Source organism: Lysobacter capsici, from assembly GCF_014779555.2.
GTDB lineage: Bacteria > Pseudomonadota > Gammaproteobacteria > Xanthomonadales > Xanthomonadaceae > Lysobacter > Lysobacter capsici.
The window spans coordinates 4,793,194-4,806,507 of sequence record NZ_CP094357.1 but is presented as its reverse complement, the minus strand read 5'-3'; the positions used below and the strand labels follow the sequence as shown (position 1 = coordinate 4,806,507).

General features: G+C 67.9%; 11 protein-coding genes, 1 other RNA gene and 1 pseudogene. 11 read left to right on the top strand and 2 right to left on the bottom strand.

Annotated features, from left to right (window positions below; translation table 11 throughout):
• The first annotated feature begins 39 nt into the window (after nt 1–39).
• The gene (gene rsmI / locus IEQ11_RS19705; RefSeq protein ID WP_036104644.1) at nt 40–867 is read left to right on the top strand and encodes a 16S rRNA (cytidine(1402)-2'-O)-methyltransferase; all 828 of its coding nucleotides are present in this window, start codon (nt 40–42) and stop codon (nt 865–867) included.
• Here rsmI and IEQ11_RS19700 read toward each other — a convergent pair.
• A complete protein-coding gene (locus IEQ11_RS19700) occupies nt 864–1,205 on the bottom strand; it encodes a hypothetical protein (protein WP_191822062.1) in 342 nt (113 codons plus the stop codon). The genes rsmI and IEQ11_RS19700 overlap by 4 nt on opposite strands.
• Before the next feature lie 92 nt (nt 1,206–1,297).
• Between IEQ11_RS19700 and rnpB the strand changes: the two genes are divergently transcribed.
• Nucleotides 1,298–1,657: RNase P RNA component class A (gene rnpB, locus IEQ11_RS19695), an RNA gene on the top strand.
• A 326-nt stretch (nt 1,658–1,983) separates the two neighbouring features.
• On the opposite strand, the gene IEQ11_RS19690 is transcribed toward rnpB, so the two are convergent.
• A complete protein-coding gene (locus IEQ11_RS19690) occupies nt 1,984–2,583 on the bottom strand; it encodes an ester cyclase (RefSeq protein WP_191822061.1) in 600 nt (199 codons plus the stop codon).
• A 469-nt stretch (nt 2,584–3,052) separates the two neighbouring features.
• Between IEQ11_RS19690 and mraZ the strand changes: the two genes are divergently transcribed.
• The 9 genes and pseudogenes from mraZ to murG form a co-directional block, all read left to right on the top strand.
• Nucleotides 3,053–3,499, top strand: a complete 447-nt coding sequence (mraZ, locus tag IEQ11_RS19685; RefSeq protein ID WP_036104630.1) for a division/cell wall cluster transcriptional repressor MraZ — start codon at nt 3,053–3,055, stop codon at nt 3,497–3,499.
• A gap of 11 nt (nt 3,500–3,510) precedes the next feature.
• Nucleotides 3,511–4,581 (top strand): 16S rRNA (cytosine(1402)-N(4))-methyltransferase RsmH, encoded by a 1,071-nt coding sequence (gene rsmH, locus IEQ11_RS19680; protein WP_228464673.1) that lies wholly within the window; start codon nt 3,511–3,513, stop codon nt 4,579–4,581.
• The gene (gene ftsL / locus IEQ11_RS19675) at nt 4,578–4,841 is read left to right on the top strand and encodes a cell division protein FtsL (protein ID WP_031371593.1); all 264 of its coding nucleotides are present in this window, start codon (nt 4,578–4,580) and stop codon (nt 4,839–4,841) included. Before rsmH ends, ftsL begins: the two co-directional genes overlap by 4 nt.
• Nucleotides 4,838–6,823, top strand: a complete 1,986-nt coding sequence (locus IEQ11_RS19670; RefSeq protein ID WP_082124471.1) for a peptidoglycan D,D-transpeptidase FtsI family protein — start codon at nt 4,838–4,840, stop codon at nt 6,821–6,823. Before ftsL ends, IEQ11_RS19670 begins: the two co-directional genes overlap by 4 nt.
• A gap of 8 nt (nt 6,824–6,831) precedes the next feature.
• Entirely contained in the window at nt 6,832–8,292 is a 1,461-nt protein-coding gene (locus tag IEQ11_RS19665) for a UDP-N-acetylmuramoyl-L-alanyl-D-glutamate--2,6-diaminopimelate ligase (protein ID WP_191822090.1), read from the top strand.
• Nucleotides 8,289–9,683, top strand: coding sequence for a UDP-N-acetylmuramoyl-tripeptide--D-alanyl-D-alanine ligase (locus IEQ11_RS19660; RefSeq protein WP_191822059.1), 1,395 nt, complete (start codon nt 8,289–8,291; stop codon nt 9,681–9,683). The genes IEQ11_RS19665 and IEQ11_RS19660 overlap by 4 nt, the downstream gene beginning before the upstream one ends.
• Complete coding sequence (gene mraY / locus IEQ11_RS19655) at nt 9,673–10,761, top strand: phospho-N-acetylmuramoyl-pentapeptide-transferase (protein WP_036104620.1); 1,089 nt, start codon at nt 9,673–9,675, stop codon at nt 10,759–10,761. The genes IEQ11_RS19660 and mraY overlap by 11 nt, the downstream gene beginning before the upstream one ends.
• Nucleotides 10,761–12,089, top strand: a complete 1,329-nt coding sequence (gene ftsW, locus IEQ11_RS19650; RefSeq protein WP_191822058.1) for a putative lipid II flippase FtsW — start codon at nt 10,761–10,763, stop codon at nt 12,087–12,089. Before mraY ends, ftsW begins: the two co-directional genes overlap by 1 nt.
• A pseudogene (gene murG, locus IEQ11_RS19645) lies at nt 12,086–13,268 on the top strand (undecaprenyldiphospho-muramoylpentapeptide beta-N-acetylglucosaminyltransferase); the annotation flags it as partial. The gene ftsW and the pseudogene murG, both read left to right, overlap by 4 nt.
• Nucleotides 13,269–13,314: the final 46 nt, after the last annotated feature.

The window sequence follows — 13,314 nt, the reverse complement described above, 5'->3', positions numbered from 1 at the left end:
ACCGGTTAGGATTCTACCCGGCCTTGAACCCTGAGCACGATGCAGACCTTCGGCACCCTTCATATTGTCGCCACCCCGATCGGCAACCTCGGCGACCTGTCGCCGCGCGCGCTGGAGACCTTGCGCACGGTCGCGGCGATCTGCGCCGAGGACACCCGGCATACCCGCCAGTTGCTGTCGCATTTCGGGCTGGAACGCCCGCTGCTGGCGCTGCATCAGCACAACGAGGAGCAGCAGGCGGCGCAGTTGGTGGCGCGTCTGCAGGGCGGCGATTCGCTCGCCTTGGTGTCGGATGCGGGCACCCCCTTGGTCAGCGATCCGGGCTATCGCCTGGTCCGCGCCGCGCGCGCGGCCGGCATCCGGGTCTCGCCGGTGCCCGGCGCCTGCGCCGCGATCGCCGCGCTCAGCGTGGCCGGGTTGGCCTCGGATCGGTTCAGTTTCGAAGGCTTCCTGCCGGCCAAGACCTCGGCCCGGCGCGAACGCCTGACCCGATTGGCCGCCGAACCGCAGACCTTGTTGTTCTACGAATCCTCGCACCGGATCGAGGAAACCCTCGACGACATGATCGGCGCGTTCGGCCCGTCGCGCCGCGCGGTGCTCGCGCGCGAGCTGACCAAGTTGTTCGAAACCGTGCTCGACGGGTCGCTCGAGGCGCTGGCGGCGCAGGTCAAGGCCGATCCGAATCAGCGCAAGGGCGAGTTTGTGGTCGTGGTCGAAGGGGCCGGCGACGATGCCGACGCCAAGGTGATCGAAGGCAAGCGGTTGTACGCCAAGCTCAGCGAGCATCTGCCGCCGTCGACCGCGGCGAAGCTGGCGGCGGAGTTGAGCGGGGCGCCGCGCAAGGCCTTGTATGGCAGCGGCGACTAATCCGCCTGCGCCGCGCGCTGTTGCTCGAGCGCGGCAACCAGGCGGTCCATCAGTTCCGCGCCGGCCACCACTTCGAAGTTCCAGCAGTCTTCGGATACGAAGATCGGCTGGCCGTTGAGCCGCATGACTTTCTCGCCGCCGTCGATGCTGATGGAACGTTCCAGCTCGGTTTCGGTTTCGCGGATCGACGCGTAGGCGCGCCAGAAGGCGTCGCGCAGTTGCTGTTCGCTCCAGTCGGGCAGGCGCTGGGCCAGATCCTGCGCGCCGACCAGGCCGTGACGGCGCAGCATGCCCAGCGGATACAGCGGGAAATGGTCTTCGGGGTCGTCGCTGGGCATGGCATTGGCCGATGGTGGGCGCGGTTCGCGGCGCGGATCAATTTAACCGCGCGGCGGCGGTTCGGGCCGCGCGCATGCGACAATGCCGACGCGAAGTAGGCCAGGCAGTCGCGTCATCGGGTCGCAAGATCCGGTGCCGAGGAAAGTCCGGGCTCCACAGGGCACGGTGCCAGGTAACGCCTGGGCGGCGCGAGCCGACGGAAAGTGCAACAGAGAGCAGACCGCCGAACGGCCCGCGAGGGTGCGTGGTAAGGGTGAAACGGTGCGGTAAGAGCGCACCGCGAGTCTGGCAACAGACCGGCACGGCAAACCCCACTGGGAGCAAAACCAAATAGGGAGACTATGTCGCGGCCCGCGATGTCTCCGGGTAGGTTGCTTGAGCGTAACGGTGACGTTGCGCCTAGAGGAATGACTGTCCACGACAGAACCCGGCTTATCGGCCTACTTCGCGCTTTTTCTGGCTGCGCCAGAAAAAGCCCCAAAATTTGCGTAGCAAATTTCGGGCCCCGCTATGTGCTTCCAAAACCCCGCCCCTTCGGGGCGCCCCCTTTACTAAAGGGGGCTCTCGTACTGGTGGGGCGTGGTGTGCGGGTGTTGGCGCAGCCTTTGCTTTCTATAGACCCTTGCTTTTGCCTTAGCCCTCTCCCGCTTGCGGGAGAGGGTTGGGTGAGGGCGCGCGCTGCCGCCATGGCCGACATGAGTCTGCTCTCGCCCTCATCCGGCCCTTCGGGCCACCTTCTCCCGCTTGCGGGAGAAGGGCAGTGCGTCGGCTGCTGACTTACGGCGCCGCCCCGATCTGCTTCATGAAGGCCTGGTTGTCCCAGAACAGCCACTCCTCGACCATCACCCCGTCCTTCCAGCGGCCGATCGTGGTCATCTCGAGCTTGAACGGCTTGTGGGTCGGGGCCAGGGTCTTGCCGTCGGCCAGCGGCATCGGTTGGCTGAAGGTGCCTTCCATCACCCCCATCACCGCGGTCAGGTCGCCCTGGGCGAGCTTGATCGGGTGCTGGCGGATCTTGGTGTCGGGGGCGAACACGAACTGCGGCTTGAGTTCGGCGATGTGCGCGTCCAGGCCGGTGGTGGTGTGGCCGTCGGGGTAGTGGACCACGATGTCCGGGGCGTGGCTCTTGTGGAAGTCCTGCCACTGCTGGCCGCTGTAATGGACGAAATCGAGCTCGTCGAAGGTCTGCAGGTGCTGGTCTTCGCGCGCCTGCTCGGCCTGCCAGCGCTTGAGCAGTTCGGCGTCGGCCGCCGCCGCGGTCAGGGGCGGCCGGTCGGGCTCGCCGCGGCCGCAACCGGCCAGCAGGGCGGCCGCCAGCAGGACCGACGGCAGGCCGGCGCGCAGGAGGTGGCGGCCGGGAAGGGCGGGTGGGGACATCGGGTGGCTCCAGGGCGCAGGAAAACTTCACGCTAGGCGCGGCTACGTGAACCGGGTGTCGGAATGCGTCGCCCGGCGGCCTGTCCGCTTCTTCCCATGGATATCGGCGATCGCGCCGTCTTTTTCGATCTTCTGCGCTGATCGGCGTTTCGTGCTGCCTTGCAGCAATGGCGCGGCAACTGTGACGGAGTTCGCGCGAAGGTCACTTTGTGACGTTCAGAGTCTCAAAATATGAGACGAAACAAAGGCTAGTGGATAAGTCTTGAATAAGACTCTGAAGTTCGCTGCAAGCCATTGATGTGCCTAGCGAAATTTACCCCGGAAAGTTGTTGACAACCCTGAGCACCCTGCTAATGTGGGCTTCCGAGGGAAAACCTGGGTTTTTGTGGGTTTTCGAAGGACAACCGCCCAGCCGGGTGAACGAACGAGGTGACCCGTCCGGTAGAGACGGGAACCCCAAAGGTGCGCAATGTTCCAGGGCGAAACCGCCATCACGATCGACGACAAGGGACGGCTGGCGGTACCCACCGCTTACCGCGATCTTGTCGCGCGCGAATGCGACAACCGCCTGGTCATCACCTACAACCCGTTCGAGTCGGGCTCCCTTTACCTGTATCCGCTGTCGATCTGGGAACGCGTCCGCGACCAGGTCAACAAGCTGCCCAAGGTCAAACAGGTCAATCGCAACATGCAGCTCAAGCTGGTCGGCGCGGCCGCGTTCGTCGAACTCGACGGCAACGGCCGCATCACCGTGCCGGCCAGCCACCGCGCCGCGGTGGGCATCGAGAAGAAGGCGGTGTTGCTGGGCATGGGCGACAAATTCGAACTTTGGAGCGAGCAGGCGCACCACGCGCAGATCCGTCAGACCATCTCCGACGACGATCTGAGCGACGAACTGCTCGACCTGCAGCTATGACGGGCGGTGGCATGGAACGCACGAGTGCGCGGTCCGGCCACCTTCCCGTGATGTACCGGCAGGTGCTGGAAGGCCTGCGGGTGCACGGGAACGGAGCCTATCTGGACGGAACGTTCGGACGCGGCGGGCATGCCCGCGGCGTGCTCTCGCAATTGCAGGCTGGAGGCCGCTTGTTGGTGATGGACAAAGATCCCGAAGCGATCGCCGTGGCCGAACGCGAGTTCGGCGACGACGCGCGCGTGTCCATCTACCGCGGCAGCTTCGCCGACCTGGCCCACTGGGACGCGACCGCCGCCGGCCTGGACGGCGTGCTGCTCGACCTGGGCGTGTCTTCGCCCCAGCTCGACGTGGCCGAGCGCGGTTTCAGCTTCGGCAAGGACGGCCCGCTGGACATGCGCATGGACCCCGACAGCGGCCAAAGCGCGGCGCAGTGGCTGGCTAGCGCCGGCGAGAAAGAAATCGCCGACGTGCTGTGGACCTATGGCGAAGAACGCCAGAGCCGCAAGATCGCCCGCGCCATCGTGGCCCGCCGCGACGCCCAGCCGCTGACCCGCACCGCCCAGCTCGCCGACCTGATCGCCTCGGTGATGCCGCGCGGCGATCAGAAGATCCATCCGGCGACCCGCAGCTTCCAGGCCATCCGCATCTTCATCAACCGCGAACTGGCCGATCTGGAACTCGGCCTGGACGCGGCGCTCGCGCGGCTCAAGCCCGGCGGCCGGCTGGCGGTGATCAGCTTCCATTCGCTGGAAGACCGCATCGTCAAGCAGTTCATCCTGCGCCACGCCAAGGCCCCGCCGGCCAACCGGCGCATGCCGGTCGAGATCGCGTTCACCCCCGATCTGTTGATGATCGGCGGCGCGCAGAAGGCCGAGTACGACGAAACTTCCGAGAACCCGCGCGCGCGCAGCGCGGTGTTGCGGGTGGCTGAGAAGCTGGGAGAGCCGGGAATCGGGAATCGGGAATCGGGAATCGGAACGGCAAAAGCCGACGCCGGTGACGGCATGCCCGGCTCTTTGCTTTCCCGATTCCCGACTCCCGATTCCCGATTCCCGGCGACTCCGCCAGGAGGCGCCGCATGATGCGCCTGCTGCTGGCCCTGCTGATCGTCGCCAACGTCGTCTCGGCGCTGTTGGTGGTGTTCGCGCGCCATGAGCATCGGCAGTTGTTCGTGCAGCTCAACAAGCTGCAGCGCGAGCGCGACGAGCTGAACATCGAATTCGGCCGGCTGCAGCTGGAACAGGCGACCTGGGCCGAGAGCAACCGCATCGATCAGGTCGCGCGCGAGCGCATCGGGATGAAGTTCCCCGAAGGCGCCGAAACCGTGGTGATCCGTCCATGAGCGGGCGCAAGAACAAGCGGCCCGGCCGCAGCGGTCCGCTCGATCGCGTGCTCGGCGAGCGCGGCAATCGCGGCGGCGGCTTCGATCGCCTGGTCGAAAACCTCGGCGAAGGTTTCGCGCGCCTGCGCGAGGACCGCGCGCGCGCCGGCAACAAGCCGCGCGGCCGCAGCGCCCAGTTCAACCTGCGCAACCGGCTGATCCTGGTCGGCGGCACGCTGGGCCTGTGCGCGGTCGCGCTGCTCGGCCGCGCGCTCGACCTGCAGGTGATCCACAACGATTTCTATCGCCAGCAGGGCGACGCGCGCTCGCTGCGCGAAATCCCGATCCCGACCTCGCGCGGCATGATCACCGACCGCAACGGCGAACCGCTGGCGGTGTCCACGCCGGTCGAGTCGATCTGGGGCAATCCGAAGGAACTGGCCAAGAGCCCCGAGCGCCTGCCGGCCTTGGCCAAGGCCCTGGGCGTGGCGCCGGACGAACTGACCCGCAAGCTGTCGCAGCGTTCGGGCAAGGAGTTCATGTACCTCAAGCGCCGGATCAATCCGGACGAGGCCAAGCGGATCCTCGCCTACAAGATCCCCGGCGTGTTCTCGCAGCGCGAATTCCGTCGCTTCTACCCGCAGGGCGAGGCGATGTCGCACGTGTTGGGCTTCACCAACATCGACGACCGCGGCCAGGAAGGACTGGAGCTCGCGTTCGACCACGAACTGCGCGGCAAGCCCGGGGTCAAGCGGGTGATCCGCGACGGCGCCGGCCGCATCGTCGAGAACGTCGATCTGGTCCAGACCGCCGAGCCGGGCAAGGACATCACGCTGACCTTGGATCGCCGCATCCAGTACCTGACCTACCGCGAGCTGCGCCGCGCGCTGATCGACACCGGCGCGAGCAGCGCCTCGGCGGTGGTGCTCGACATCGAGACCGGCGAAGTGCTGGCGATGGCCAACCTGCCGACCTACAACCCGAACCTGCTGGGCGCCGGCAATCGCGACACCCACCGCAACCGCGCGATCACCGACGTGGTCGAGCCGGGTTCGACGATGAAGCCGATCACCGTCGCCGCCGCGCTCAACGCCGGCACGGTCAAGCCCTCGACCCTGGTGCACACCGAGCCGGGCTGGATGCCCAATGGCCGGTATCGCATCACCGACACGCATAACAACGGCACCCTGACCGTCACCGGCGTGATCACCAAGAGTTCCAACGTCGGCGCGGCCAAGCTCGCGCTGCCGCTGCCGAACGACTACTACTACAAGTTCATCCAGGGCTTCGGTTACGGCCGCAAGCCCAACAGCGGCTTCCCCGGCGAGTCCTCGGGCCTGCTCGCGCCGCCGTCGCGCTGGAGCGGCACGACCAAGGCGACCATGTCGTACGGCTACGGCCTATCGGCCACGCCGATGCAGATCGCGATGGCCTACGCGGCGATGGCCAACGGCGGCAAGCTGATCCAGCCGACCTTCGTCAAGGGCCAGCGCAACGAGCCGCAGCAAGTGCTCGACCCGGCCGTGGCCGGCGAAATCATGCACATGATGCAGACCGTGACCGAGCCGGGCGGTACCGCCAAGCAGGCCGCGATCCTGGGCTATCACGTCGCCGGCAAGACCGGCACCACGCGCAAGTTCAGCGCGACCGGCGGCTATTCGAAGAAGTACGTGTCGCTGTTCGCCGGCGTCGTGCCGGTGGAGAAGCCGCGCTTTTCGATGGTGGTGGTGGTCAGCGAACCCGATCCGACCAAGAAGGGGTACTACGGCGGTTCGGTGTCCGGCCCGGTGTTCCGCAACGTCATGGACGGCGCGCTGCGCCTGATGGACGTGGCGCCCGACGACATCGAAACCTGGCTCGCGGTGCAGGCCGCGGCCGAGGCCAAGCGACTCAAGCAGAACGGCGGCAAGCCGAGCGGACCGGTGCTGCCGGCGGCGACCCACGAAGCCGCGCCGCCGCCGCCGATCGCGGCCGGCGCGCTGGCCCCGGGAGGCGTGCGATGAGCCGCCTGATGCCGTTGGCCGACCTGCTGCCCGACATCGCCGGCATCCCCGGCGATCTGCGCATTTCCGGTCTGGTGATGGACAGCCGCGCGGTGCGTCCGGGCGATGCGTTCGTGGCGATCGCCGGGTTCGGCGCGCACGGATTGAAATTCGTCGAGCAGGCGCGCGCGCAGGGCGCGGTCGCGATCCTGTTCGAACCGCCCGCGCCCGACGATCTGCCGGCGCCGGCCGATGCGATCGCGGTGCCGGGGCTGCGTTCGCGCCTGGGTGAGATGGGCGATGCCTTCCATGGCCGCGCGAGCGAGGCGATGACCGTGGTCGGCGTCACCGGCACCAACGGCAAGACCTCGACCGTGCAGCTGATCGCGCAGGCCTGGACCTTGCGCGGCATCCGCTGCGGCAGTGTCGGCACGCTCGGCGCGGGCCTGTACGGCGCGGTCGTGCCGAACGGCTTCACCACGCCGCTGGTGCTGCCGCTGCACGAGTTGCTCGCCGACATGCGCGATGCCGGCGCGACCGCGGTGGCGATGGAAGTCAGTTCGCACGCGCTCGATCAGGGCCGCGTCGCCGGCGTGCATTTCGATGTCGGCGTGTTCACCAATCTGACCCGCGATCACCTCGATTACCACGGCGACATGGCGAGCTACGGCGCGGCGAAAGCGCGATTGTTCGACTGGCCGGGCCTGCGGGCGGCGGCGATCAATCTCGACGACGAGTTCGGCCGCGAACTGATCGCGCAGTTGCCCAAGGGCGTGCGCGCGATCGGCCTGAGCTCGCGCTGCCGCGACGGCGCCACCATGCGCGCCGACGCGTTGAGTTTCGACAGCCGCGGCATCGGCTTCGATCTCGTCGTCGCCGGCAAGGCGCATCCGGTCGCTTCCAAGCTGCTCGGGCGTTTCAACGTCGACAATCTGCTCGCGGTGGCCGGCGCGCTGTACGCGCTCGACGAAGCGCCGGCGCAGATCGCCCAGACCCTGTCGCAACTCGAACCGATCCACGGCCGCATGAACCGCCTCGGCGGCGACGGCGTGCTGCCGTTGGTGGTGATCGATTACGCGCATACACCCGACGCGCTGGAGCAGGCGCTGGCCTCGCTGCGCGCGCATGCCAACGCGCGGCTGATCTGCGTGTTCGGCTGCGGCGGCGAACGCGACCGCGGCAAGCGTCCGCAGATGGCGGCGATCGCCGAACACGGCGCCGATCTGGTGATCGTCACCGACGACAACCCGCGCGGCGAGGACGGCGACGTCATCGTCGCCGACATTCTCGAAGGCCTGCGCGCGCCGCAGCGCGCGGTGGTGCTGCGCGACCGCCGCGCCGCGATCGAACATGCGATCGGCGAAGCCGGTCCCGACGACATCGTGCTGGTGGCCGGCAAGGGCCACGAGCCTTACCAGGAAATCCACGGCGTGCGCCATGCGTTCGACGACACCTTGATCGCGCAGGCGGCACTGGAGGCGCGAGCATGAGGCGCCTGATGCTGTCCGAAATCGCGCGCATGACCGGCGGCCGCCTGCACGGCGAGGACGCCGCGATCGACCTGCTGAGCACCGACAGCCGCGCGCTGCCGGTCAGCGGCGCGGCGCTGTTCGTCGCGCTCAAGGGCGAGCGCTTCGACGGCCACGACCATGTCGCCAAGCTGCTCGGCACCGCCGTGGCCGGCGCGCTGGTCTCGCGCGAGATCGATGCGGCGATGCCGCAGGTGATCGTCGCCAATACCGAACGCGCGCTGGCCGATCTGGCCACCACGGTGCAGTCGACCCGCGACACCCGGGTGATCGCGATCACCGGCAGCAACGGCAAGACCAGCGTCAAGGCGCTGACCACCGCGATCCTGGAGCAGGCCGCGCCGGGCCGGACCTATTCGACCCCGGGCAACCGCAACAACGAGATAGGCCTGCCGCTGGCGGTGCTCGATGCGCCCGAAGACGCCTTGTTCGCGATCTACGAGATGGGCGCGGGCAAGCCCGGTGACATCGATTACCTCGTGCGGGTCGCGCGTCCGCAGGTCGCGGTCGTCAACAACATCGCCCCGGCGCATCTGGAGCGCATGGGTAGTTTGCTCGGCATCGCCGACACCAAGGGCGCGATCTACGACGCGCTGCCGTCCTACGGCGTGGCGGTGATCAATGCCGACGACGCGTTCGCGCCGTACTTCGACAATCGCGCCTCGGGCCGGCGGATCATCCGCTACAGCATCGACGCCAGTGCGGACGTGACCGCGAAGGACGTTCGGGTCGGGCCGGAGGGTTCCAGCTTCGTGCTGGTGACGCCGCAGGGCGAGGCCCCGGTCGCGCTGAAGCTCAGCGGCCGTCATAACGTGCGCAATGCGCTGGCCGCCGCGGCGCTGGCGCTCGGCGCCGATGTGTCGCTGGCCGCGATCGCCGCCGGCCTCAATGCCGCGCTGCCGGTCGACGGCCGCCTGATCACCCATCGCCTCGACAACGGCGCGGTGCTGATCGACGACAGCTACAACGCCAATCCCGGTTCGACCGCGGCGGCGATCGACACCCTGGCCGAGATGGGCGGCGAAAACTGGCTGGTGCTCGGCGCGATGCGCGAGATCGGCCACGAGGAAATCGCCATGCACGCCGACATCGGCCGTCGCGCCAAGGCCGCCGGGCTGCGTCGCCTGTTCGCGCTCGGCGAACTGCCGACCGCCGCGGCCCAGGCCTTCGGCGACGGCGCGCAGGTGTTCGACAGCCACGACGCGCTGGCGCGCGCGCTCAGCGAGCAGCTGCGCGAAGGCGTACGGGTGTTGGTGAAAGGTTCGCACAGCAGTGCGATGGACAAGATCGTGACGGCGTTGCTGTCCGCGCATAAGCCCGCACAGGGGAAGGGGACCACGCATGCTGCTTGAACTCACTCGTTGGCTGGAGCAGTTGCAGAGCCTGTTCGGGCTGTTCGGCTATCTGACCTTCCGCGGCATCCTCAGCGCGTTGACCGCGCTCGCGCTGTCGTTGTGGTGGGGCCCGGCGGTGATCCGCAAGCTCGCCCAGTACAAGGGCGGCCAGCCGATCCGCCAGGACGGCCCACAGACGCATTTTTCCAAGGCCGGCACGCCGACCATGGGCGGCGCGCTGATCCTGATGACGGTGCTGGCCTCGGTGCTGCTGTGGGGCGACCTGCGCAACAGGTATGTGTGGCTGGTGCTCGGGGTGATGCTGTGCTTCGGCGCGATCGGCTGGTACGACGACTGGATCAAGATCGTGCGCCGCGATCCCAACGGCCTCAAATCGCGCTGGAAGTATCTGCTGCAGTCGATCTTCGGCCTGGCCGCGGGCGCGTTCCTGTACTTCACCGCTGATCCGGCGGTGGTCGCGAGCACGACCTTCTACGTGCCGCTGATCAAGGCCATCGCGATTCCGCTCGGCGCGGGCCTGATCGTGGTCGCGTACTTCTGGATCGTCGGCTTCTCCAACGCGGTCAACCTGACCGACGGCCTCGACGGCCTGGCGATCATGCCGACCGTGCTGGTCGCCTGCGCGCTGGGCGTGTTCGCCTACGCCTCGGGCCATGCCGAGTTCTCCAAGTACCTGCAGATCCCGCAGGTGCCGGGCGCGGGCGAACTGGTGATCATCTGCGCGGCGATCGCCGGCGCGGGTCTGGGCTTTTTGTGGTTCAACACCTATCCGGCGATGGTGTTCATGGGCGACATCGGCGCGCTGGCGCTGGGCGCGGTGCTCGGCACCATCGCGGTGATCGTGCGCCAGGAACTGGTGCTGGTGATCATGGGCGGCGTGTTCGTGATCGAAACCCTGTCGGTGATGATCCAGGTCGCCTCGTTCAAGCTCACCGGCAAGCGCGTGTTCCGCATGGCGCCGATCCATCACCACTTCGAACTCAAGGGCTGGCCCGAGCCGCGCGTGATCGTGCGCTTCTGGATCATCTCGGTCGTGCTCGTGCTGGTCGGTCTGGCCACTCTCAAGGTCCGTTGATGGAAAACTCCGCGCGCCAGGCAACCCGACTCGACGCCATCCACGGTCGCTACGACCCGTGGCTGTTGTTCGTGTCCATCGCCTTGGCCTGCACCGGCGTGGTCATGGTCGGCTCGGCCTCGCTCGGCGTCGCCGCGACCCACGAGGTCGACGCGTTCTACTTCCTGACCCGCCACCTGATCTTCCTCGGCGTCGGCCTGGGCATGGCGTTCTGGCTGATGCGCACCGAGCTCAAGACCATCGAACAGCACAACCAGTGGCTGCTGCTGGTGTGCATCGTGCTGCTGTTGCTGGTGTTCGTGCCGGTGATCGGCAAGCAGGTCAACGGCGCCAAGCGCTGGATCAACTTCGGCCCGGTCGGTTTCCAGGCGGTCGAGGCGGTCAAGCTGCTCTACATCGTCTGGCTGGCGAGCTACCTCAAGCGTTTCAGCGAAGACATCTCGGCGACCTGGGGCGCGATGCTCAAGCCGATCGGCGTGGCGATCGTGCTGGTCGGCCTGTTGCTGATGCAGCCCGACTTCGGTTCGTCCTCGCTGCTGCTGGCGATCACCGCCGGCATGCTGGTGCTCGGCGGCGTCAACATGCCGCGCATGTTCGGTCCGGTGCTGATCGGTCTGCCGATCCTGGCGGTGATCGCCATCGCCGAGCCGTACCGGGTGATCCGCCTGACCTCGTTCATGAATCCGTGGAGCGATCCATTCGGCACCGGGTACCAGCTGACCAATGCCTTGATGGCGGTCGGTCGCGGCGAATGGACCGGGGTCGGCCTGGGCGCGTCGGTGCAGAAGCTGTCGTACCTGCCCGAGGCGCATACCGACTTCATCATGGCGGTGATCGCCGAGGAATTCGGTTTCGCCGGCGTGTGCGCGGTGGTCGGCATGTACGCGCTGCTGACCGGGCGCGCACTGTGGATCGGGCTGAAGTGCGTGGAGATGCGCCGCCACTTCTCCGGCTATGTCGCGTTCGGCATCGCCTTGTGGATGGGGCTGCAGAGTTTCGTTTCGATCGGGGTCAACCTGGGTCTGTTGCCGACCAAGGGTCTGACCCTGCCGATGATTTCCTCCGGCGGCTCCAGCGTGCTGATGAGCTGCGCGGCGCTGGCGGTGTTGTTGCGCGTGTCCTACGAACTCGACCGCGCCCAGCGCCAGGTCGCGCGTTTGCGCGGCGAAGCGGCGCAGACGGCCGCGCCGGCCGCGAGTGGCGCGCCTTCGACCGCGACCGCGACTGCGACGCCCGCGGCCGTCGGCGCCACCCGCAGCAGCGACGCCGCGCGCGGCACCAGCCGGCTGCGCGAACGCGTCGAGCCCTCGTTCGGGAGGCCCGCATGAGCGAGCTTCGTACGAGCGAGCGTCCGGTGATGATTCTCGCGGGCGGTACCGGCGGACATATCTTCCCGGGTCTGGCGGTGGCCAAAGCCTTGCTGTCGCGCAACGTGCCGGTATCGTGGCTCGGCGCCGACGGCGGCATGGAAACGCGTCTGGTGCCGCAGCATGGCATCGAGATCGACACCATCGCGATCAGCGGCGTGCGCGGCAAAGGGCTGGCGACGCTGTTGCGCGCGCCGTTCCGGCTGGCCGCGTCGGTGCGCGCCGCGCAGCGCGTGTTGCGCGCGCGTCAGCCGCGCGCGGTGATCAGCTTCGGCGGCTATGCGGCCGGTCCCGGCGGCCTGGCCGCGCGCCTGGCCGGCGTGCCGCTGATCGTGCACGAACAAAATCGCGCCCCGGGCATGACCAACCGCGTGCTGTCGCGTTTCGCGCGCCGCGTGCTGACCGGTTTTCCGGACACCTTCCCAGGTGGCCAGGAAGAAGTGGTCGGCAACCCGGTGCGCGCCGAGATCGCCGCGGTCGCGCCGCCCGCGCAGCGCTTCGCCGAACGCAGCGGCCCGTTGCGGCTGCTGGTGCTCGGCGGCAGCCAGGGCGCGCGCGCCTTGAATCAGGCCGTGCCCGCCGCGATCGCCGGCCTGCGCGGCCGCGTGCCCTGCGAAGTGCGGCATCAAAGCGGCGAGAAGCTGCGCGCCGATGCCGAACAGGCCTATGCGAACGCCGGCGTGATCGCTTCGGTCGAACCGTTCATCGCCGACATGGCCGCCGCGTATGCGTGGGCCGACCTGGTCGTCTGTCGTTCGGGCGCGCTGACCTTGGCCGAGCTGTGCGCGGCCGGCGTCGGCAGCGTGCTGGTGCCGTTCCCGCAGGCGGTCGACGACCACCAGACCAAGAACGCGCGTTTCCTGGTCGACCGCGGCGCCGCGCAGTTGTTGCCGCAGGCCGGCGACGACCTCGGCGCGCGCCTGTCGGCGACCATCGAAATTCTCGCCGAACGCGGCGTGCTGCTGCAGATGGCCGAAGCGGCGCGAAGCATCGCAAAACCCGACGCGGCCGATCGGGTCGCGCAGATTGTGCTGGAGATAGCGCGATGAGTCGCTTCGCTCACGGGAATCGGGAATGGGGAATGGGGAATCGGCAAGAGCCGAGCGCCGTCCCGTCCGGATGCTTCTCGATGCACGAACTTTCAGATCGCGACGAAACCCGCTCCTCCCGATTCCCGATTTCCCAT